The sequence below is a fragment of the Fictibacillus iocasae genome (assembly GCF_042665465.1).
GTDB lineage: Bacteria > Bacillota > Bacilli > Bacillales > Fictibacillaceae > Fictibacillus > Fictibacillus iocasae.
Map to the genome: position 1 here is coordinate 1 of NZ_JBHTCP010000051.1, position 21686 is coordinate 21686.

Annotated in this window: 21 protein-coding genes; 9 read left to right on the forward strand and 12 right to left on the reverse strand. The window is 43.1% G+C overall.

What is annotated here, in order from left to right; all coding sequences use genetic code 11:
• Positions 1 to 183: 183 nt before the first annotated feature.
• Positions 184 to 1065, reverse strand: coding sequence for an alpha/beta fold hydrolase (locus tag ACFQPF_RS16420; RefSeq protein ID WP_379750955.1), 882 nt, complete (start codon positions 1063 to 1065; stop codon positions 184 to 186).
• Between the two features lie 186 nt (positions 1066 to 1251).
• Between ACFQPF_RS16420 and ACFQPF_RS16425 the strand changes: the two genes are divergently transcribed.
• From ACFQPF_RS16425 to yugI, 4 genes are all read left to right on the forward strand, one after another.
• Complete coding sequence (locus ACFQPF_RS16425; RefSeq protein WP_379750957.1) at positions 1252 to 1416, forward strand: sporulation protein YjcZ; 165 nt, start codon at positions 1252 to 1254, stop codon at positions 1414 to 1416.
• 607 nt (positions 1417 to 2023) lie between these two features.
• The gene (locus ACFQPF_RS16430; RefSeq protein WP_379750959.1) at positions 2024 to 3406 is read left to right on the forward strand and encodes a class II fumarate hydratase; all 1383 of its coding nucleotides are present in this window, start codon (positions 2024 to 2026) and stop codon (positions 3404 to 3406) included.
• Between the two features lie 210 nt (positions 3407 to 3616).
• Complete coding sequence (asnB, locus tag ACFQPF_RS16435) at positions 3617 to 5530, forward strand: asparagine synthase (glutamine-hydrolyzing) (RefSeq protein ID WP_379750961.1); 1914 nt, start codon at positions 3617 to 3619, stop codon at positions 5528 to 5530.
• 79 nt (positions 5531 to 5609) lie between these two features.
• Entirely contained in the window at positions 5610 to 6026 is a 417-nt protein-coding gene (gene yugI / locus ACFQPF_RS16440; RefSeq protein WP_379750963.1) for a S1 domain-containing post-transcriptional regulator GSP13, read from the forward strand.
• Between the two features lie 169 nt (positions 6027 to 6195).
• Here yugI and ACFQPF_RS16445 read toward each other — a convergent pair whose 3' ends face one another.
• The gene (locus ACFQPF_RS16445; RefSeq protein ID WP_379750965.1) at positions 6196 to 6432 is read right to left on the reverse strand and encodes a DUF378 domain-containing protein; all 237 of its coding nucleotides are present in this window, start codon (positions 6430 to 6432) and stop codon (positions 6196 to 6198) included.
• A 240-nt stretch (positions 6433 to 6672) separates the two neighbouring features.
• On the opposite strand from ACFQPF_RS16445, the gene ACFQPF_RS16450 reads away from it, so the two are divergent.
• The 3 genes from ACFQPF_RS16450 (at position 6673) to ACFQPF_RS16460 (ending at position 10024) form a co-directional block, all read left to right on the forward strand.
• Entirely contained in the window at positions 6673 to 7836 is a 1164-nt protein-coding gene (locus ACFQPF_RS16450) for an iron-containing alcohol dehydrogenase (RefSeq protein ID WP_379750967.1), read from the forward strand.
• 333 nt (positions 7837 to 8169) lie between these two features.
• A complete protein-coding gene (locus ACFQPF_RS16455; protein ID WP_379750969.1) occupies positions 8170 to 9525 on the forward strand; it encodes a glucose-6-phosphate isomerase in 1356 nt (451 codons plus the stop codon).
• A gap of 94 nt (positions 9526 to 9619) precedes the next feature.
• Positions 9620 to 10024: a YugN-like family protein gene (locus tag ACFQPF_RS16460; protein ID WP_379750971.1), complete on the forward strand. Its 405-nt coding sequence runs from the start codon at positions 9620 to 9622 to the stop codon at positions 10022 to 10024.
• A gap of 61 nt (positions 10025 to 10085) precedes the next feature.
• Here ACFQPF_RS16460 and ACFQPF_RS16465 read toward each other — a convergent pair whose 3' ends face one another.
• The 3 genes from ACFQPF_RS16465 to ACFQPF_RS16475 form a co-directional block, all read right to left on the reverse strand.
• Complete coding sequence (locus ACFQPF_RS16465; RefSeq protein ID WP_379750973.1) at positions 10086 to 10868, reverse strand: ion channel; 783 nt, start codon at positions 10866 to 10868, stop codon at positions 10086 to 10088.
• 227 nt (positions 10869 to 11095) lie between these two features.
• A complete protein-coding gene (locus ACFQPF_RS16470; protein WP_379750975.1) occupies positions 11096 to 12310 on the reverse strand; it encodes an anti-sigma factor domain-containing protein in 1215 nt (404 codons plus the stop codon).
• Positions 12307 to 12729 (reverse strand): hypothetical protein, encoded by a 423-nt coding sequence (locus ACFQPF_RS16475; protein ID WP_379750976.1) that lies wholly within the window; start codon positions 12727 to 12729, stop codon positions 12307 to 12309. The genes ACFQPF_RS16470 and ACFQPF_RS16475 overlap by 4 nt, the downstream gene beginning before the upstream one ends.
• A 235-nt stretch (positions 12730 to 12964) precedes the next feature.
• Here ACFQPF_RS16475 and ACFQPF_RS16480 point away from each other — a divergent pair, with 235 nt between their 5' ends.
• Positions 12965 to 13141 carry a hypothetical protein gene (locus ACFQPF_RS16480; protein WP_379750978.1) on the forward strand — a complete coding sequence of 59 codons (177 nt, stop codon included), beginning with the start codon at positions 12965 to 12967 and terminating at the stop codon, positions 13139 to 13141.
• Between the two features lie 131 nt (positions 13142 to 13272).
• Here the strand turns inward: ACFQPF_RS16480 and ACFQPF_RS16485 are convergent, their stop codons facing one another.
• The gene (locus ACFQPF_RS16485; RefSeq protein ID WP_379750980.1) at positions 13273 to 13632 is read right to left on the reverse strand and encodes a hypothetical protein; all 360 of its coding nucleotides are present in this window, start codon (positions 13630 to 13632) and stop codon (positions 13273 to 13275) included.
• Between the two features lie 159 nt (positions 13633 to 13791).
• Between ACFQPF_RS16485 and ACFQPF_RS16490 the strand changes: the two genes are divergently transcribed.
• Entirely contained in the window at positions 13792 to 15621 is a 1830-nt protein-coding gene (locus ACFQPF_RS16490; RefSeq protein WP_379751292.1) for a PAS domain S-box protein, read from the forward strand.
• A gap of 59 nt (positions 15622 to 15680) precedes the next feature.
• Here ACFQPF_RS16490 and ACFQPF_RS16495 read toward each other — a convergent pair whose 3' ends face one another.
• The 6 genes from ACFQPF_RS16495 to putP form a co-directional block, all read right to left on the reverse strand.
• Positions 15681 to 16577, reverse strand: a complete 897-nt coding sequence (locus ACFQPF_RS16495; RefSeq protein WP_379750982.1) for a DMT family transporter — start codon at positions 16575 to 16577, stop codon at positions 15681 to 15683.
• A gap of 99 nt (positions 16578 to 16676) precedes the next feature.
• The gene (locus ACFQPF_RS16500; RefSeq protein WP_379751294.1) at positions 16677 to 17684 is read right to left on the reverse strand and encodes an NADP-dependent oxidoreductase; all 1008 of its coding nucleotides are present in this window, start codon (positions 17682 to 17684) and stop codon (positions 16677 to 16679) included.
• A gap of 79 nt (positions 17685 to 17763) precedes the next feature.
• The gene (locus tag ACFQPF_RS16505; protein WP_379750984.1) at positions 17764 to 18639 is read right to left on the reverse strand and encodes a formate/nitrite transporter family protein; all 876 of its coding nucleotides are present in this window, start codon (positions 18637 to 18639) and stop codon (positions 17764 to 17766) included.
• Positions 18640 to 18837: 198 nt separating this feature from the next.
• The gene (gene cbpA / locus ACFQPF_RS16510; protein ID WP_379750986.1) at positions 18838 to 19488 is read right to left on the reverse strand and encodes a cyclic di-AMP binding protein CbpA; all 651 of its coding nucleotides are present in this window, start codon (positions 19486 to 19488) and stop codon (positions 18838 to 18840) included.
• 76 nt (positions 19489 to 19564) lie between these two features.
• Entirely contained in the window at positions 19565 to 19801 is a 237-nt protein-coding gene (locus ACFQPF_RS16515; RefSeq protein WP_379750989.1) for a hypothetical protein, read from the reverse strand.
• A 215-nt stretch (positions 19802 to 20016) separates the two neighbouring features.
• Entirely contained in the window at positions 20017 to 21495 is a 1479-nt protein-coding gene (putP, locus tag ACFQPF_RS16520; RefSeq protein ID WP_417398450.1) for a sodium/proline symporter PutP, read from the reverse strand.
• Positions 21496 to 21686 lie beyond the last annotated feature (191 nt).

Here is a 21686-nt window from a genome sequence, read left to right on the forward strand (position 1 = left end):
CAACCTTAAATACAACAATAGAGGAAGCTATAAACGCTCCCTCTATTGAAGCTGGCCAAATTGACAGCTTCGTTCATATCAGTATAAGGGCAACTAAGGCTGACTGAAGGCATGTCGTCAGCCCAGTTTTCTATAACTATTGGAAAGCATTTTTTTGCAAAGATAATGACTCGGTGTTCTTCATTAACTAGGCTCGGAATAAGGTACGTGCTGGTCACCGTTTATAAATGAAACCGTTTCTCTTACAATGTCCTCAGGGCGTTCTTCCATGAGCAGATGGCCGCAATCGTCGTACACGATCAGCTTCGCATCCGGAAGGTCATGCTGCAGACGATAGCCTGTTTTCACGGGCATCACTTTGTCTTCACGTCCCCAGATCATGAGTACAGGGGTTTGGATGCTTTGTAAATCCTTTCGTTCCATATCCCCTTCACGCTGCCGTAAAAGCCGGATGAGTGAATGAAAGAAGCCCTCTTCGGTCAGTGGTTTGCGGTATCCTTCAATGAGTTCCTTCGTAACAAGCTTTGAGTCATGCAAAACGGCAAGTAAATTTTCTTTTACATTCTTTCGAAGCACCCATGTTTTCATTCCCCAAGAAAAGAAAGGAATATAAGAGCAGCAAATAACAGACCGGCTCGCGCGTTTCACATAGCCGCAGCAGCCAAGAAGGATGAGTCTCTTTATCTTTTTAGGGCAATGTTTCGCAGCATGCAAAGAAACCTGTCCTCCCATTGAATGACCGATGAGTATTGCTTGATTGATGGCGAGCTTCTCCATAAAATCAATGATCAGTTCTCCATAATTGCTTAGCTTGTAAACAAACGTGCGGGATTTTTCACTTTGGCCAAATCCAGGAAGGTCCAACGCGTATACATGATATTTTTCCGTGAGAAGCGGAATGAGTTTACGAAAGCTTAGGGTGGACGACAGGAAACCATGGATTAAAATAATCGTTTCTGCGTTACGATCGGCTTTGTTTTCGTATAACTCATAATGAAGATTCACGCCGTTAACCGTCACCCGGCAGGATGGGGTGAAGTCATGGCTATGGATTTCAGCTTGCAAATCAATCCCTCCAGTCGAAAAGATAACAGTCATTTTTGTTATTTTTCCCAAAATGTCTTAGCGTTACATTGGTAATTTTTTAAAAGCCCATCCATAAATTGTGCGTTTGTCTCTATTCCTCTTTACCCTCTTACAACATATTTTATTAATGAGCAAGGACGCAAAAGATTGAAGGAGGTAGACAGAATGGCTTATCCATATTATCCATATAGCGCCTATTTATGCTATCCGTATGGTGGATACGGATATGGTGGCGGCGGATATGGCTGGGGCTGGGGCTGGGCGGTAGCGATTATCTTGTTGATTCTCATCCTGATCTTTGGTGGATTCTGGTGGTATACGACAAGATAAATGAAGAAGAGCTTGAAGCTCTCCCGAGCTTCAAGCTCTTTTTTCCGAGTTCTTAAAATGGATAAAAAAACAGGCTGTCTTTAAACGCAAGACCTGATGACTGACAAGACGTGAATGGGTTAAGTTGAAATGGGTATACTGATACAAAAAATGGAGAGTAGATGCGATGCACAGCCGACAGACCGTGCTATATATATGCGAGGAATATTTAAGTGGAAACTGCTATTACTTTAAAACGGAGCTGATCACCCACGATTCCTGGCAAAACCCTTGTTCTCTTGCGTGGTCAAGACCAAGGCCAATCTCAAAAGCCACATTCTTGAAACAAAAAAAAGCCGGGTATCGGACTGAACACCGCTACATTAAAAAGGAACCTGCTAAAGTGATTGCCTTACATAGATAAGGTAAACTAACCTGCAAAAATAGGCGAGGAGGCTGGAGTAAAATGCGCAGCCTCCTTTTTCATGCTTTCTGATACAACGAACGAACTTTTGAAAAAGAGAGAAAGATGATACAACCCTAAATAATTCGGGAATACAAAAAAGATGGCAAAATAACATAAACAGTGGCAGAAACGAAGAATGTAATCTAAGAAAGGGCGGGTTAGATGGAAAAGTATAGAACGGCTAAAGACACACTTGGAGAAGTGCGTGTCCCAATCGAAGCCTATTACGGAGCACAGACGCAAAGGGCGGTGGAAAATTTTCCGATCAGCGGACAAAAGCTTCCGCCAGTATTTATTAAAGCCCAGGCTATGATTAAATACAGTGCAGCATCGGCGAATACGTCGTGCGGGATGCTGAATGAGAAAAAAGGTACAGCCATCATGGATGCAGCAAAAGAAGTCATGGAAGGGAAATGGGATCATCAGTTTGTTGTTGATGCCTATCAGGCGGGGGCAGGAACTTCGCAAAACATGAACGCAAATGAGGTAATCGCCAGTATCGCTTCCGAGAAGCTTGGCGGGGAGAAAGGGGATTACCACATCGTCCATCCGAACGACGATGTGAACATGGCGCAATCAACTAATGATACCATCCCTACTGCCATTGCCATTTCAACTGTTCTTTCACTTCGAGAGGATTTTTTCCCTGCGCTTGAAGGAACACTTCATGTCCTAAAGCAGAAAGAAGACGAGTTCCATAATGTCATCAAGGCGGGCAGGACCCATCTTCAAGATGCGGTGCCGATTCGTCTAGGAAGCGAATTTGCTGGTTACCGCGGAAGCCTTGAACAGATGTATAACTCGATCAAAGCGGCAGAAAAGGAACTGTATGCACTTGGTCTAGGTGGAAATGCAGTAGGTACGGGCATTAACGCACATCCAGACTACGCAGAAAAGGCAATAAATGAAATCAGCAGGCTCACTAACCTGCCATTTAATAAGACAGAACAGCCTTACACCTTCATGCAAAATACGAACGGTGCTATGAGGATAAGTTCATTGCTAAAAGAAAGCGCTGTACATCTTATGAAAATTTCAAGTGATCTCCGTTTATTGAGCAGCGGGCCGCAGACAGGGCTGGCTGAGCTGGTATTGCCTGCTGTACAGCCGGGTTCTTCCATCATGCCCGGGAAAGTCAACCCGGTCATCCTGGAGAACCTTTATATGATTTGCTGCCAAGTGATTGGCAACGATACATGCATTACACATGCCGCATCAGGAAGCCAGCTGGAAATCAATGCGATGATGCCTGTTATTGGATTAAATGTTCTTCACTCCATTAAAATTTTAAGCAGCGGCCTGCGGGTCTTTACCGAAAAGTGCTTAAAAGGGTTGGAGGTCAACCGAAAGATGACAGATTATTGGCTTGAAAGGAGCATTTCTCTTGTTACAGCGCTTAATCCTCACATCGGCTATGAACGAGCGGCAGCTGTGGCGAAAGAAAGTATAGAAACGGGGCAGACGCTCAAAGAAACGGTCGTCGCTAAAGGATGGCTGACACAAGAGATGGCAGATAAAGCACTCGATCCGAACGAAATGGTATGATCAAAAAAATGTAACGGTTACCCCCACAATAACGACAAAACTAGTACGTAATATTTGTTTTTTATTATTTGAATAAAAAGTATAGTTATCGTATTTCACGCGAGTTATAATGAGATTTGTTCCATCAGAAAAATAAGGCAAGAGTGCCTTCAGATGGCAAAACTGGACAATATTTAACAAGCGAGATTGTTTTAAATGGGAGGAACCTAAATGTGCGGTTTTATTGGATATATGATGAACGCTCCTGAAACAGCGGAGCAAGATGACATTCAGCAGTTAAAGAACATGACCAACTTGATTACTCACCGCGGGCCGGATGACAGCGGATTCTTTGTAGATGAATATGTGCGGTTTGGATTTCGCCGCTTGAGCATCATTGATCTTGAAGCGGGCAAACAGCCTCTTTCCTATGAAGATGACCGATACTGGATTATTTTTAACGGAGAAATCTATAACTATGTAGAAATCAGACAAGACCTAGAAGCGGATGGATATACGTTCAAAACACATTCTGATACTGAAGTCATACTGGCTTTATATAGTGCTAAAAAAGAAGATGCTGTCAAAGAGCTGAGAGGAATGTTCGGGTTCTTGATCTGGGATAAAGAGGAGCGCCAGCTATTCGGAGCAAGAGATCCGTTCGGCATCAAGCCGTTTTTCTACCTTGAGGATGAGGATGCTCTATATTGCGCTTCTGAAAAGAAAAGCATCACACATGTGAAAAATGAGCAAGTTGTCAACATGGAAGCACTTCATCATTACTTAACGTATCAGTTTGTTCCAGAGCCCGATACGATGACTAAAGGCATAAAGAAGCTGGAACCTGGCCATTATTTTACAAAAAAAGCGGGCCGCAAAATGGAAATCAAACCATATTGGAAGCCTGCATTCACACCTGTAAAAAAATCGCTTGAAATGGCGAAACAAGAGATTCGCGATGTGATGAGAGATTCCGTAAAAATGCACATGCGTTCAGATGTTCCGGTTGGTGCATTTTTATCAGGCGGAATCGATTCAAGCACAATCGTTGCACTGGCGAGCGAACTTCATCCTTCATTGAAGACTTTTACGGTCGGCTTTGAACGAGAAGGGTTCAGCGAGATTGATGTAGCGGTTCAGACAGCGGCATCATTAAACGTTGAGAACATTCATTACCTTGTCACTCCTGAAGATTTCATGCGAGAAATTCCAAAGATCATCTGGCATATGGATGATCCTGTGGCAGACCCAGCCGCAGTTCCACTATACTTTGTGGCTAGAGAAGCGAGCAAGCACGTAACGGTCGTTCTATCAGGTGAGGGAGCCGATGAACTGTTCGGAGGGTATAATATCTACAATGAACCTCATTCATTGAGGCATCTCTCTGCACTGCCGAAGGGGATTTCTAAAGGTCTTGCTGCGGTCGCCTCCATCCTTCCAGAGGGTGTCAAAGGAAAGAGCTTCTTCGAGCGCGGGGCGATGAGCATTGAAGAACGGTATATCGGCAACGCTAAAATGTTTACAGAGGCGGAGAAGAGCAAGCTGTTGAAAGACTACCGTTCTGTGTATAATTACCAGAATGTAACACGACCGCTGTATAGCAACGCGAAGGATTTTCATGATGTCCATAAAATGCAGTATATTGACCTTCATACATGGATGAGAGGCGATATCCTCGTAAAAGCGGATAAGATGACGATGGCGCATTCACTTGAGCTGCGAGTGCCGTTCTTGGATAAAGAAGTGTTCAAGGTTGCACAGAGCCTGGATCCGGAAATCACCATTGCGAATGGAACGACCAAATATGCACTACGTGAATCCATGAGAGGCATTGTTCCAGATTCTGTCCTATACCGCAGAAAGCTCGGATTCCCTGTTCCGATCAGACATTGGCTGAAGAATGAACTGTACGAGTGGGCAAAACAGCTCATTAAAGTCAGCGCTGTAGATCAATACTTGCATAAAGAGGTTATTTTGCAGATGCTAGAAGACCATTGTGCCGGAAAAGGGGATTACAGCAGAAAGCTCTGGACAGTCCTCATGTTTATGCTTTGGCACCAAATCAATGTAGAAAATGTATACACGTTTGGCAACGAATGGGTTAACACGGATGAAAAAGCAGGAAAACCTGTGTTTGTTCACTAAACCGCGCTGTATTTGCCTTTTGTTTTCATAAAGCTTTGTGTTATACTTAACAGGTTAAAAAATAGTTAGGAGTGTTTTCATGAATTTTGAAGTAGGAAGTATTGTTGAAGGTAAAGTTACAGGCATCAAGCCATTTGGCGCATTTGTCGCTCTAAATGACCAAGTACAAGGACTCGTTCATATCTCTGAGGTTTCTCACGGATTTGTTAAAGATATTAATGATGTTCTTAAAACAGGGGATGTTGTTCAGGTTAAAGTTCTATCGATTGACGAAGACAGCAAGAAAATTTCTCTTTCTATCCGTCAAACTCAAGAAGCACCTGCAGCAGCACCAAAGAAAGAGCGCCGTCCAAACTTTGGCGGAGGAAGCAAAAAGCCAGCTGCCGCAGCTCAAGACAGCAGCAAAGGCTTTAACACACTTGAAGCAAAGCTAAAGGACTGGTTAAAAGAATCAACGGACCGTCAAGCACAGCTTAACAAGCGCCTGAAGAAGTAATGGAAAAGAAGAGCGTTCCCGATTGCGGGAACGCTCTTCTTTTTTGCACTTAGAAAGGATAACGTTTTGCAAGGTGATCAACTTGACGTGCAACACGTTATCCTCCAATGTGCCTGTGCGTGAAGGCTGGCGCAAAGGTTATGGCGTCAGCAAAGTTTCCAGTAAAACATTAGATACGGTTATGATCTGCATGACCTTCGCGAGATACTTCTGCAGATGGCTTAAAGAGCAAAGTTAAGCAGTAAAGACCTGCAAGGCCAACTAAACCGTAAACGATTCTTGCCAATGCGGCATCTTGGCCACCAAAGATCGTTGCCACTAAGTCAAACTGAAAGAATCCGATTAATCCCCAGTTAACCGCACCAATAATGACTAATGCAAGGGCAAAACGCTGTAATCCGTTCACAGAAAAACCTCCTTAAAATAAAATAGTATAAACAATTATAGCTTGTCTTTCTTGTGACTCATTTATACCTTTCCCATCATTTTCAAATGTGAAACATCCTTTATCGATTTTTTTATACATTTTTTATAAAAAGGTTATACATCAGTCGAAAAACGTCAAAATTTGTGAATGAGCGCATTACTTTACTTCACTTTGCAAATCATCCATAATACGAGGCATAAAGAATATGGAGGGATACTAATGGATAATTTTACATATTACAACCCAACTCGCCTAATATTCGGCAAAGGCCAGATCTCCCAGCTTGCCGCTGAAATGGAGCCATTCGGCAAGAACGTGCTGCTTGTTTATGGCGGAGGCAGCATCAAAAGAAACGGACTTTACGATCAAGTCACAGCAGAACTTCAAAAGATGGGTGCTCAGGTAACGGAGCTTTCAGGAGTAGAGCCTAATCCTCGTCTTTCTACAGTAAAAAGAGGCATTGAACTTAGCCGCGAGAATGGTGTAGACTTCATTCTCGCTGTAGGGGGAGGAAGTGTCATCGATTGTACTAAGGCGATTTCAGCCGGCGTTCCATTTGAGGGAGACGTTTGGGATCTCATTTTGAAAAAAGAAGAGCCAAAACAAGCTGTTCCGTTTGGTACCATATTGACCCTTGCAGCAACAGGATCAGAAATGAACGCTGGTTCCGTCATTACGAACTGGGAAACACAAGAGAAGTATGGTTGGGGAAGCCCGCTCGTGTTCCCTAAATTTTCAATTTTAGATCCAGTGAATACGTATACTGTTCCAAAAGATCAAACGATTTACGGCATTGTGGACATGATGTCTCATGTTCTTGAACAATATTTTCACCACGCGAAAAATACGCCGCTGCAGGATCGATTTGCAGAGTCCGTTTTATTGACAGTAATGGAAGCAGCTCCTGCCTTACTTGAAAACCCGGAGAATTATGAGCTACGTGAAACCATTCTATATAATGGAACAATTGCATTGAACGGTACTCTATCTATGGGTTCACGCGGAGACTGGGGAAGCCACAACATCGAGCATGCAGTATCGGCTGTATACGACATCCCACATGCGGGTGGACTGGCTATTTTGTTCCCGAACTGGATGCGCCACAATGTGGACACTGACGTCTCTCGCTTTAAGCAGCTGGCCATTCGTGTCTTTGGCGTAGATCAAGAGGGGAAAGATGACAGAGACATCGCATTGGAAGGAATCGACCGTCTTTCAGCATTTTGGACATCGCTTGGTGCACCAAATCGACTCGCCGATTATGACATCGATGACAGCAAGCTGGATATCATTGCAGACAAAGCCATGGCACGCGGAGAGTTTGGCAACTTTCAATCACTGCAAAAAGAAGACGTGCTCAGCATTTTGAAGCGTTCCTTATAATATTCTGGTTCCATGCAGTTTATATGAAAGAAGTTTTTTAAAAAACTCTCGATAGCACTCAAAAAATGACCTTAAAAAAGCGCTGAACGTCGCGCTTTTTTTTCTACTTTAAGAAAGCAAAGCTTTTTAACAGTCCTGGAATTCGACGCATTCAAAAAGCTAACGAACGAAGTAAAAGGTCAACTCGGAATGACGAAAAGGCTTGTCTATAGCGGTGCGTTTTTGAGAATATTACAACAATTTTAAAGTAACCGTTTACAAAACGACGTTTTCTTGATTTGGCATTCTTCATCCGATAAAGTGTAGATAGAAGTGAACTTGGGAGGTTCGTATATGTCTAACAAGCTAACGTTTGACTACAGCAAAGCGCTTTCCTTTATTGGAGAGCATGAAGTAAACAATCTTTCTGGCGCGGTAAAAGCAGCGCATCAAGCCATTCATGACAAAACAGGTGCAGGCAGTGATTACTTAGGTTGGGTTGATCTTCCTTCAGCTTATGACCGTGAGGAATTCGGCCGTATTCTATCGGCTGCTGAAAAGATAAAAGGCGATTCAGATGTTCTCATCGTAGTGGGTATTGGCGGCTCTTATTTAGGGGCGAGAGCTGCGATTGAGATGCTGAATCATTCCTTTTATAACCTGCTCGATTCTGGAAAAAGAAAGACACCACAAGTGTTCTTCGCAGGTCAGAACATTTCTTCTACATATGTCAAAGAACTGTTTGATGTGCTAGAAGGTAAAGATGTCTCGGTTAACGTCATTTCCAAATCAGGAACAACAACGGAACCAGCTATTGCTTTCCGCATTTTCCGCAAGTTCTTAGAAGAAAAATACGGGGCAGAGGAAGCTCGCCGCCGCATTTATGCGACAACCGATCAAGCTCGTGGGGCATTAAAAACGCTTGCAGATAAAGAAGGATATGAAACGTTTGTTATTCCTGACGATGTCGGCGGACGTTATTCTGTTCTTACACCCGTGGGGCTTCTCCCAATCGCTGTGAGCGGTGTAAATATTGAATCGATGATGAAAGGTGCTGCAGAGGCAGCGGAAGACTTCAGCAAGCCGGAGCTTTCTGAGAACGCGGCTTACCAATATGCGGCTGTTCGAAACGCCTTGTACAATAAAGGCAAGACGATTGAACTGATGGTGAACTACGAGCCTGGTCTTCATTTTGTATCAGAGTGGTGGAAACAGCTTTATGGTGAAAGTGAAGGGAAGGACTTGAAGGGTATATTCCCGGCTGCAGTTGACTTCACAACCGACCTCCATTCAATGGGTCAGTATGTACAAGAAGGGCGTCGTGACCTGTTTGAAACGGTTCTCCTTGTTGGGCAAGGACGTGAGGAGATCTTAATCGAAGAAGACGACGCAAACCTTGACAGCTTAAACTTCCTTGCAGGAAAGTCCATGGATTTCGTCAATAACAAAGCGTTTGAAGGAACACTTCTTGCTCATACTGATGGCGGTGTACCGAACTTGATCGTCAATATTCCAGAAATGACACCATATCATTTCGGTTATATGGTTTATTTCTTTGAAAAAGCATGTGCGATCTCTGGGTACTTGCTTGGTGTGAATCCGTTTGATCAGCCTGGCGTAGAAGCGTATAAAGCGAACATGTTCGCGCTTCTAGGCAAACCGGGATATGAGAAAGAAAAAGAAGAGCTTGAAAAACGTTTGAATTCTTAAATAGTAGACCTCAGAGCTTTATGCATTCGTGCGTAAGGCTCTTTTTATTTGGTTAGGATATAAGGGAGTGCAATTAAAATAGGGAGTGAGCATAGTGAAGCCGTTAAATAGCAGAATAGAAAATGAATGGTTTGCGTTGAACGAAGCAGAAGAAGCACTGAAAAGTCTAGGGTTTTCATATGGCGGAGGGTGGGAGTATGATCACGGATACTTCGATTATAAGCTTGATGATGAAGTAGGGTATACTTTCCTGCGACTTCCATTTCATGTAGTGGACGGAGAGCTTGAACAAAAAAATACAACGGTACAATTCGACCAGCCATTCTTGCTGGCACATAAATATCAAGTCGGACTGGATGACCATGCATCTACAGGAAATCTTTCAGGAAGCTTCAATCAGTTTTCTGAACCACAGGATCCAGATGCATCGATCGACCATAAATGGGTAAAAATCGCAAAAGACCTTCTCCTGCAAGCTGAAAATAAATTGCTGACATAACTTTGTCATTATGGTGTTATTATGGGGTCCGGTACTAGGAGCAGTAGCAAGCACACTACTCCTATGTTCTACGGTCAACTGTACCGGACCCCAGAACGGCTGTCATCGCCTGTGAAGTGATTCGAGACGTTTGGATAAGAATATCCGCACCTGCACGTCTGCTGTTCGCTTCTTGTTCTGGCGTCAAGATTTCGGCTGCTATTTCAATAGTGGGATTGAGCCCTCTTGCAGCAAGTATGCTTAAAATAGTCTGCATATCTGCATCAGATTCTGACAAGCTTTGATCGGCTGTAATGAGAATCAGCTTCGCCTGGTCAATACCCGCTTGAATCCAAGTGCTGTCGATGACAGGTGAGCCTTTTACAAAATGAATTCCCTCATGATACAGCGGATTCTCCGTTAAACTGGAATCCACCAGCACCATGCTTTTAACGTTTGTTTGGTTCGTTCTGTAAGCCATGATTGTTTCCTTCGTCCGCTCGTTCCAGCCTACAATAATGCAATGGTTTTTCTCCATGAATGCCATTTTCCCCTCCAATAGTCCTTGCTGTTTCTTCACTACTGAAGATGCGAGATGAACGGTGAAAAAAGCTAAAAAAGCGCCTCCCCAAAAGACAAGAATCATGGCCGTGATTCTGACTGCTGTCGTCCTCGGAGCATAATCACCATATCCTACCGTACCAACTGTGATAACAGTCCAATAGAACGCTTCAAAGTAAGTAGGGAATGTCTGCGGTTCAGCGATTCTTGCTATCCAAGCACCGAGTGAAATAATCACAATAATGATGGCTAGCAGCCTGGACAGCATAGGGAGCCGCAAGTAACTAGTATATAGTTTCCGCACTTTTATCCCCTCCCTATCCTTCACTATTTCCAAGTTCAATGATGGTTAGACGTTCGTATTTTTAGCATTATAAGAAAGCATCACTTTTTTTAGATGATCATCGACGCAGTCAAAAAGTATCGTAATGAAGGATACGCTCAGCTAAAGCTGACGCGTAAGGCACGTTGGCAGCCATTTTCTTTTAGCAACTAAAATAAAAACGCCTGGGGAAACCCAGGCGGTTTATTTTAAGAGGCTTTATTATAAGGAAGGTTCATCATTTCATTAGCATCCACCTCATTATTTACAGAGGCATAAGAGGATACCTCTTCTACGGAAACAACAGGCACAACTGCTGATCCTGCTTCAGACCGTTGTTCTTTTTCTTCAATCCGCTCAGAAGGCATCTCCTTTTGCGGCACGTTTTCTTCTGTTTTTTCTACGGCAGGCTGCTTTTCAATCAGAAGTTCGCTGTTTTTTTCTTCAGGCTTTTCGACTGTTTTTCCTTTGCTAGAATCATTATCCTTGCTGTCTTTTTGTTTCGGTTTATCTGCAGGAATTTCTTTTTCGTTTGTAACAGCTTGCTTCTCACGTTGATCATTCGATGCATGACCAGAAACTTGGGCTTCTTTTTCAGGTATGCCGTTTTTATGCTCTATCTTATTATTTTGGCCGGTGTTTTGCTTGTTTTTCCGCATAGGTGCTTGATCATCAAACAGCTCATTCACTGGACCAACTTTTTGGGCGATTTTTTCAAGTGACTGATTTTGAACATCCTTTGTGTTCATCTTCTGTCCTTTTTCTTCTGCAGCTTTCAAAATAGCATATTGACCAGGAGAGATGCCATATTTCTCCGCTTTCATTTTCTCCTTTTTAGACAGCACAATGGAAGTCATTTCAAGATTTTGTTTCTTCGCCTCCTGCTGCATCAGGCTGTTCACATGGTTTTTTAATTTCTTTTCTTCTGTATAGCTGATGTCTTCCGTGATGGTCGTTGTAATCAACACTTCTTGATGTGGTTTAACAAATCCGGATTTACTGCTTATTTCGAAAATCTCCTTCGTTACATAAGCGATTTTCTTATCTTCCCAATTTTTCAAAGAACGCAGGACTTCCTCACCTTGTGTATTATAGGCAATCATATTTATTACCTGCAGATCCTTATTAATTTCTAATTCGATACTAGGTTCCATATCCATGGAAACGGAAGCGTATACCTGCTCTCCTGTGAACGGGTAGAAAAACTGGAAAAATAAAAGAAGGACCGCTGCAGCCCCAGCAAATCCGGCTTTCCAGCTAAACAGCGGAAGTATAGGGCGGCTGGCAGTAACCAGGCTTTCCGAATCAATCTCCTGTCCCACTGTCCAATAATCACTTTTTCGCTTGACCTTAATAAATGATCCGCCTTCGGCTAGCACGATAGCGTGATGTTTATTCAATTCTACTATAATTGCTTTACTCACGAGAAAATGCCCTCCTGCTTTGGAAGATACTCCAATAAATGATTGCATCCATCTTTTTGAATGAAAATGAGTGCGATTATGTACGGCCTATATCGGGAAACAAACCTTTTCATGAATAGTGGACCATTATAGACCCCTTGCTGCAGAAATCGTTCACAATCTTCGTCTGCATGAGCGAGAGAGGCTGCAATGTTGGCCGCTTTTTCAATTTTTTCACGCTTAACGGGTGATTTGCGAACAAGCATTTCATATGTGATGCCGCATTCCATAAGTTTTCTTTTCAGGTGATAGATTTCATCGGTAATATGCTGGAAAGCAGCGGATTTCTTGGTGCGAGCCTGGTTGATGCTGTGAGCAGTCTCTGCTGCATCCGGGTAGCTCTCGCAGCCATCTGATCGTGTCCGCTGAAGCGAAGTCATGGTTTGATCCTCCTTGTTGACAATTTAATATGTAAAAATATTATTCTAAAGAAAATATTAACCAAATTATTATAAATCAACCTAAACAATTAGGACAGGTTATATAGTCATGATTTTGTTTGATGAGCCGTAATTTGGATAAGCTGATAATGGGTGATGCGATTTGAAATATAGTGAGAAAGATCGAAAAACATACAGCGATGCTATTGATAGGATGCAAGAGGGGCTGGATGCAATGATTGACTTATACAATGATGCGGAAGAAGATGCCGATCTTATCGAATATGATGAAGAATTAGTGGCATTGATACAAAAGGCCAAAGTCAAGCACGGCAGCGAATTAATCAATAAGAAGGTTTCAGCCATCGTGAAAGAAGTAATTGAACTGCTTACGATGGAAGACAAAAAATAAACTGTATGAAGGGGATCATTATCCTTTCATACAGTTTTTTTATAGACTGTGAGAATTCTCGTCCTAGTCAAAAGGGTTAGAAAACCGCAACGCAGGCTGACTTGAAACGCATCAGCTCTATTTTTTAAAACTTACTGCTGCGAAGGAGTATACAGGAATATCGGGATGGCAGCATGGGTGATCACAATAGCGGAAGAGAATAAAAGGGCGGCTGCAACGATGAGCGTTATTTTTAATGGAAGGGTCATATTTTGGTAATAAAACCATATGAAGTACAAGGTTCCAGCCAAGGAAACTGTACCGAATAAAAGAAAATTCATCTGAGCCCAAAAGATATATCCGCTGGTTCCGCTTTTCACATAAAGAATGGAGAGGAAGACGACGGAAATGAGCATAGCTGCACCCCATATGCTCCAGCGAAGAGTAGGTTTAAGTGATCGTGACATATAATAAACCGCTATGAAAGATATCCCTGCGAGTAAGATCAGCATAGACGAAACCTCCTTTTCACTACTCTATTCAGAGCTTGTACGAATCTATACCCTTTTTAAGGAAAAAGGAAAGCAGAAAAATCTTTCATCGAAACAAATGCGGTTTCCAAATGTGGTAAAATTGAAAAAAATGGACATAAAGACAGGATGTTGAAGTTGGTGCAAAACACAGATTTGACAAAAAAACAGGATTTTATGGATTTATTATACGAGGCGGTTGCAAGTGGAGTGATCGTGATCAACCGAGATAATCTTATTACACACGCCAACGATGCGGTGTGCAGAATGTTTGGGTATAAAAAAGAAGAGGTGATCGGAAAATGTCACAGCCACTTCTGTTACAACATGATAGACAGTGAAGGAAAAGCGGTAGCCTTTGAACAGATGCCATCCCAAAGGACTCTATCTACGGGGGAATGTATAGAGGGTTTGGAATTGGGAATGGAAAGGATGGGTTCTGGTGAGCATGTTTTCTGGTTGCTGATCAGCACGAAGCCCATTTATTGTCCAGGCGGCGTTGTAAAGCAGGTAGTCATCACACTTGTTGATATTACGGCAAGAAAAAAGACGGAAGAAGCTTTGAAAATCTCTGAGCATCGATTCCGTACCCTCGTTGATTCGATGGATGACACCGTGTTCACATTGGATATGGATTTACGCCATACAGGAGTTTATGGAAAGTGGATGCAGAAAAATGGAGTAGATCCAGGATATTTTATTGGGAGAAGCTTAAGAGAAGTTTATGGAACGGAGCTAGCTCAAGGACACGAAGAAGCATGCTACAAGGCTCTTACCGGTCAATCGCAAATATACGAGTGGTCTAAAGAAGACAGATTCGGAAAAAAATACTACCAAGCCATGCTTTCTCCTCTTAAGAATTCTAAAGAACACCTGACGGGTATTGTTGGTGTTTCCAGAGACATAACAGAGCAAAAAAAGATGGCTGAAGGATTGCTCGAGAGCGAAGAACGATTCAGGCAGTTCTCGGATAACGCGAAAGACGTATTTTGGATGAATCATTATCCTGACCATACGCCCATTTATATGAATCCAGCGTTCAACAAAATTTGGGGAATCGAAGCGCAGAGTGATTTCTTATCTGTTTTCAGCCATATCCATTCAGAGGATGAAGCCTCTGTAAATGAGTGGCTTCTGCAGATGGCCGAGGGTGAGAGCATGGCTGAATATCGGATTGTAAGACATGATGAATCCATTCGCTGGATCCGCTGCCGGGCGTTTCCGATTTATGATGAAGATGGAAGAGTGTATCGTGTAGCAGGAATTGCCGAAGATATAACGGAGCTTAAGGAAAAAGAAGAACTGCTGCGAAAGTCTGACAAGCTCACTGTTGTGGGAGAGTTGGCCGCTGGCATTGCCCACGAAATTCGCAACCCTCTGACAAGCATTAAAGGATTCATTCAGCTTCTTCGTTCTGATATGGACCCTTTTCACAGTGATATCATCCTGACCGAGCTAAGCAGGATAGAATCTATTATTAATGAGTTTCTCATCTTGGCCAAGCCGCATCAGAACACGCTTTTTCATTATAAAAACGTCAATGAATTTATTAAACAGACCATTTTGCTTCTTGATTCTGAAGCCAATTTAAATAATGTGCAATTTGAAAGCCATCTGAATGAAGTGCCTGATATTTTATGTGAAGGTAACCAGATTAAACAAGTGCTGATCAACGTGTTGAAGAATGCGATTGAATCCATGATGTGCGGAGGGAAAATCAAGGTAGAGACAGGTGAGACACGTAAAGGGTTCGTCTATATAAAAGTTATAGACGAAGGAATAGGGATTAGTGAGGAACGCCTTGCGAGGTTAGGTGAACCGTTTTATTCCAACAAGGAAAAAGGTATCGGACTCGGTTTGATGGTCTCGTTAAAGATTATTGAGAACCATCACGGCAGCATTACATTTTCTAGTAAGAAAGGAATGGGCACAGAGGTGACCATCCTTCTTCCAACAAAATTATTTCCTTAGGATCATCTGACGGCCTGCAGGCCGTCAGATGATCCTTTTTCTCTACACTAAAGGAATTTTCACGCTGCTGCGTCTATTGAATGCTTTTTCTTTCTGTCACTTAACAGGATGACGGCAATCAGGATGAATACAATACCCGAATATTGCAGCCACGAAAGCTGTTCTTTAAATAGGAAGATTCCCATCATCGCAGCGACAGCTGGTTCAACCGTTGACAGGATCGAAGCAGCGCCAGGGTCGGCATGCTTCAAGCCGCTCGTATATAAATAGTAAGCTAGCACGGTCGGGAATAACCCAAGTCCTGCAATAACAAACCATGTTTTTATGTTCAGAAGCAGTGGAACCATGTCATTAGCCTGGACGAACGGAAGCAGACCGGCTGCAGCTACTAAAAATGTATAAAAGCTGATAGTGAGGGGTGAATGATGCACAGAGGCAGCTTTTCCAAAAATGGAATACAAGGCGTAGCCTAATCCCGCACCAAGACCAGTGAAGATACCAAATATCGTGACGGAGGATGAGCTCTCCATCACACCTGAAACGAACAAGCAGCCAGCAGCCGTCACAAGAAGAGCCGCAAGTGTTCGTTTAGTGATCGGGCTTTTGAAGACAATGCGCGATAACAGAATAACAAAGACCGGTGCTGTATAAAGAAGAACCGCAGCAACCGCGACCGATGTTTCATGGATGGCTGTAAAGTAGCACCAATTAAAAAATGTAATGCTCAAAATGCCAGTGGCGAAAAAATATTTCATGTCGCGAATTTGAATACGCAGCACAGCTTTGAATTGAATGATGGCATACAAAAAGAAGAAGAGTGCCGCTGCTGCTGCTCGCAGCCATACAATCTGCAGACTTGTAAATCCAGCCTCTCTTAAATAATGGACATACCATCCAATCGTTCCCCAAAGAATGGCACTGCTTATAATGGCCGCATACGCTCTCCTGATAGTCATAGGTACCTTCCTAAAGTTGTCTTGATTAAATTGTACCGTAATCGAGCCTGCAACGCATAAAGAAAAAAACCTGCGGAACTCCACAGGTTTCATTTTTCATTAATCAGGATCAGCGACTTTAACAAGCTGCTTGCCAATATTATCTCCCGTAAAAAGGCCTGTGAACGCACGCAGCGTTTGATCAAAGCCTTCAACGATGGTTTCTTTGTACGTTAATTTTCCTTCCTTCAGCCACTTCGCCAGCTCCATGGCTCCTTGTTCAAAATGTTGTGCATAATCACTCACGATGAAACCTTTCATTAAGGCAGAATTGATTAACAGCTGTCCTTGCATGCGAGGACCATGATCCTGCTTTTCCAGGTTGTATAGGGATATTTGCCCGCAAAGAGCGATTCTTGCTCCTTTATTGATCAGGGACAACACAGCGTCTGAAATGTCACCTCCTACATTATCAAAATATACGTCAACACCATCGGGACAAGTGTTACTTAAAGAATCCCGCACATTCTCCGTTTTATAATTGATCACTTCATCAAATTGCAGTTCATTCTTCAGGTAGTGAAGCTTATCGTCAGATCCAGCAATGCCGACAACTCTAGCGCCTTTAATCCTCGCAAGCTGCCCGACGACTGTTCCAACAGCACCTGCTGCCCCTGACACAACGACCGTCTCTCCAGGCTTAGGGTCACCAATATCCAGTAATCCAAAATACGCAGTAAGACCGGGCATGCCGAGTATACCGAGAGAAGCAGAGATGGGTGCCAAGTCAGGATCAAGCTTCCTTAAGGAAGCGTCAGGTGCAGTGATGAATTTTTGCCAAGGGAGGTTTCCAATCACGATGTCTCCCTCCGTTAGCTCAGTGGATCGAGAAGAGATAACCTGTGCAACGATTCCGCCAGAGAGCGGTTCGTTCAAGGCGAAGGGCGGAACATAGGATTTTCTGTCGTTCATGCGCCCTCTCATATAGGGGTCCACGGAAATATACAAGGTTTTCAGCAAGACTTCCCCGTTCTCAGGGTCTTTTACAGGTATAGATTCTGTTCTGAAATGTTCAGAATTCGGCATTCCGTTAGGTCTTGCCGAAAGCACGATTTGTTCATTATGCAGGTCGTTCACTCATTATCACTCCTTCTGCTGTATTCGTCTCCATAATAAAGATGTGGGTTGGCACTCGCAAATAAAACGGTCATTTGTTATCAAGAGAATGTTCGGCTGCGTCTTCTTCTTCCTGAATCATTTCCGTGTCGATGTCTTCCTTAAAAGCAAAAGAGAGCAACAAGGAAACGAGCAATCCGCCGCCTAACAGGTTGCCAAGGGTTGCAGGAAAAAGGTTCAGCAAGATAAACTCCCACCAGCTGTATTCAAAGCCCTCCAACACCGTTATGCTGAAATACCCCATGTTCGCTACAGCATGCTGAAAGTTGCCTGCCTCAAATATGATAACAGGAAGGGCGATTCCAAGTATTTTTCCTACGACATCACGTGCGGCGGTGGCCAGAACAGCGGCGATCCCGATAAGCCAGTTGGCAAGGATAGCAGAAAAAAATACTTGCGCGATGCCCCAGGCACCGCGGTCTGTAAACTGCATTTTCTTTTCCATAAATTTAAGGAGTCCATCATAGAAATCGGGAGAAAGGGAACCAGAGAGATTGAGTAAAAAACCGACAAATAACGCACCGATAAAATTCCCGATATAGCAGACTGCCCAAAACTGGAGAACCTTTTTGCTGATCCAATATTTAGACTGAAGTATATAACTTGGCAAAAGCACATTAATTTCAGTAAAGAGAATGGACCCTGACAAAAATATCATCGCATATCCGATCGCAAAGCCGATGCCTGACAAGAGGTTGAACATGCCGGTGCTTTTCACATCAAGTGAGAGAAGAACAGACGCAAGGGCACCAAAGGCGATAAATGCTCCTGCCATGATGGAAAGAATCAGCTGTGCGAGCCCTGAAGTCTGCAGCGATTCTTTTCCTTCTCTAATAAAGGATTCTACGATTTGTGCGGGAAAGTAATATTGACGCTGAGGGTTATCTTTATTTTTCAAGGTCTGCACCACGCTTTCTTCTGCTAGTTTTCCCGATAAGCTGTAGAGCAAACCTAAAGTTTGGGCAGTTTAATGAAGTTAGGTTAATGGTCTGCAGAAACAGGCTGGCGCAGGGCTCTCAGCGCTAAAAGTGGAATCAAGCCGTTTTCCTTTCACAAAAAACCTCCAAAATGAAAAAAGCCCCTAGATAAGGGACTTTTCTATCGATTATTTTACAGAAGCTAATGACCTTAAATCTTCTATCTCAGCAACCTTAAACCCGTTGCCCTCTATTTTAGGGACAAGTTCTTCAATTTGCTGGAGGGTAACGGTTCTATTAAACGTAATGACGATTCTTCTTAAAAACTGTCTGCCTGTATCCTGTGTAAAGACACCTTCAATGTTATATTCATCACTGATTGCGGAAAACAGCTTCATAAGAGATCCTTTACCTTCTGTCGTTGAAACCGTTATGGAATAGCCTCCTACTTTCAGGCCATAGGAATCTTCAAGAATGTCCATCACCTTGGCGTGCGTGACAATTCCTGAAAAATTGCCCTTTTCGTCGGTTACGGCTAGGAAAGGAAGCCGTCGGATCGAGAACAGTACTTTATGAAAAGAGGCTTCTTCTGAAACAGATGCTTCTTTATCTTTGGCAAGGGTCAGAACGGCATCATTCAAAGAGCCTTTCTCTTCAATTATATAATCAGAGATGGTCTCCTTATATATCAAACCTTCAAAACGCTGTTCGTTGTCATCCAGTACGGGAATGCAGCGGTATCCTGATTGTATGAGTGCTTGCCGCGCTTCGCTGATTGGCATGCTGCTTGTTACATAGTTAACTTTTGCCTTTGGTATAAAATTGGATTTAATCTTCATTGTCCTGCTCCTTTCATTGCAATACGTTCTAATTCGACAAATAGGAACAGAAAACCTTTTGAATATTCGGAAAATGTTATTTGATTGTTTGAACGTCCCAAAAGTCACTTAATTTAATCGTATGATCGATTTTTTTTAGTTCACTGTATATTTTTCTCATAACAAGCATGTTCGGTTTCTTATATCCGGTGCGCGCCAGCATATCAATGGTTGATTTTTTCACGCCGGATTGATACGCAAGCCAGTCAGACTGAAGGTTGTGATTCTCCATCCAAAGACCCAGCCTGCTCAAATAAAGCTGTTTTTCTCCCATTGCAGTAGCCCCTTTTTTGTTTTTTCTATCTAAAGACCTATGTGTTTCGTGTGAAATAGTTCCAACTGTTTATTTAGAATAACTATTTAGCCTATTCCCTTGTCGTTGTTTTCTAAACCAGTAAACGCACAATTACGGAAAAATTGTCGAATGATAAACGGATTTTACAATGAACGAGCACAAAAAAGCTGCCCAGATTATGGACAGCTTTATACTTATTTCGTTTCTTCTGTTAACGTATCCTGCATATTTTCAAATGTGTCCGTCACTTTATCAGACGGCTCTTTCGTCATTAAGCTGACGATGATGACGGCGATAAGGCTGAAGAAGAAGCCTGGAATCATCTCATAAATATCCGCTTTGAGGTCTGGGAACTGAACCCAGATAATAACTGTCAGTGCACCAACAATAATGCCGGCGAGAGCACCCCATTTCGTCATTCGTTTCCAAAATAGGCTTAGAAGAATAGCAGGGCCAAATGCAGAGCCAAATCCTGCCCAAGCATATCCTACGAGTGTCAGAATTGTTTCGCTCGGGTTAAGAGACATGAGCGTTGCGATGACAGCGATTGTCAAAACGGAAAGTCTTCCAGTCAGCACAAGTTCTTTATCGCTCGCATTACGGCGGAAGAACTGCTTGTAAAAATCTTCTGTTACAGCACTCGATGTGACGAGAAGCTGTGAAGAAATCGTGCTCATGATCGCGGCTAGAATAGCGGCTAGCAAGAAGCCTGTAATGAGCGGGTGGAACAGGATATTTGAAAACTCGATAAAGACGGTTTCTGGATCTGCGAGCTCTTTATTTTTCTGTGAGAACCACGCAATACCCGCGAGTCCTGTCAGCAGAGCTCCTGCAATAGAAATGATCATCCAGCTCATCCCAATACGACGTGCTGTTTTTAAATCCTTAATGCTGGTAATCGCCATGAAACGGACGATAATATGCGGCTGGCCGAAATACCCGAGTCCCCATGCAAGCATGGAGATCAAGCCGATCGCGGACGTTCCTTTAAAGAATTCCAATAAAGAAGGATCAACTTTTCGAACTTCATCCAAAGTGGACTGCACACCACCAACATCCGTGAATGCGACAATCGGAACAAGCACGAGCGCGATGAACATGATGCACCCTTGCACAAAGTCTGTCCAGCTGACGGCTAGAAAACCACCGAAAAGTGTGTATGCGACGACAACACCGCCGGTGATAAGCATGCCGGTTGTATAATCTACACCAAACGAACTTTCAAACAGACGTCCGCCCGAAACGAGTCCGGCAGCAGCGTAGAACGTGAAGAACACGATGATTACAAGACCAGATATCATGCGAAGAATTTTTGTCCGGTCTTTAAATCGATTTTCAAGGAAATCTGGGATGGTGATGGAATCATCAGCCACCTCTGTATACGTTCTAAGCCTTGGAGCGACTAAGATATAGTTTAAATAAGCTCCAATAGTGAGGCCGACAGCTATCCAGATGCTTGAGAAACCGTCGACATACATGGCGCCAGGCAGCCCCATCAGCATCCATCCGCTCATATCGGATGCACCAGCCGACAAAGCGGTTACGGCAGGGCCGAGACCGCGTCCGCCAAGCATGTAATCTGACAAATCTGTTGTTTTCTTATAAGCCCAATATCCGATCAGCAGCATGCCGATCATATAAACAGTAAGTGAAATGATAACTTCTAATTGCACCTAATCTCTCCTTTTGTCTAACAAATCATAAAAAATGACACACGTTAGTTTTTCTGATTTTCATAATTTTTATGTGTGTAAAACAGCCGCACGTCGCTATGGTTAACTAACCTACCAAAAACAGAAATTTCGTTCAAGTGAAAGCCTGATGACACGATGGACTGTAAAATTCTGTTCAGATGCATAGGCAA

Excerpts from the sequence above, each read along its gene's own strand:
- ACFQPF_RS16425 (WP_379750957.1), top strand. The coding sequence starts at position 1,252 with ATGGCTTATCCATATTATCCATATAGCGCCTATTTATGCTATCCGTAT.
- ACFQPF_RS16430 (WP_379750959.1), top strand. The coding sequence starts at position 2,024 with ATGGAAAAGTATAGAACGGCTAAAGACACACTTGGAGAAGTGCGTGTC.
- asnB (WP_379750961.1), top strand. The coding sequence starts at position 3,617 with ATGTGCGGTTTTATTGGATATATGATGAACGCTCCTGAAACAGCGGAG.
- yugI (WP_379750963.1), top strand. The coding sequence starts at position 5,610 with ATGAATTTTGAAGTAGGAAGTATTGTTGAAGGTAAAGTTACAGGCATC.
- ACFQPF_RS16450 (WP_379750967.1), top strand. The coding sequence starts at position 6,673 with ATGGATAATTTTACATATTACAACCCAACTCGCCTAATATTCGGCAAA.
- ACFQPF_RS16455 (WP_379750969.1), top strand. The coding sequence starts at position 8,170 with ATGTCTAACAAGCTAACGTTTGACTACAGCAAAGCGCTTTCCTTTATT.
- ACFQPF_RS16475 (WP_379750976.1), bottom strand. The coding sequence starts at position 12,729 with ATGACTTCGCTTCAGCGGACACGATCAGATGGCTGCGAGAGCTACCCG.
- ACFQPF_RS16480 (WP_379750978.1), top strand. The coding sequence starts at position 12,965 with ATGATTGACTTATACAATGATGCGGAAGAAGATGCCGATCTTATCGAA.
- ACFQPF_RS16485 (WP_379750980.1), bottom strand. The coding sequence starts at position 13,632 with ATGCTGATCTTACTCGCAGGGATATCTTTCATAGCGGTTTATTATATG.
- ACFQPF_RS16495 (WP_379750982.1), bottom strand. The coding sequence starts at position 16,577 with ATGACTATCAGGAGAGCGTATGCGGCCATTATAAGCAGTGCCATTCTT.
- cbpA (WP_379750986.1), bottom strand. The coding sequence starts at position 19,488 with ATGAAGATTAAATCCAATTTTATACCAAAGGCAAAAGTTAACTATGTA.
- ACFQPF_RS16515 (WP_379750989.1), bottom strand. The coding sequence starts at position 19,801 with ATGGGAGAAAAACAGCTTTATTTGAGCAGGCTGGGTCTTTGGATGGAG.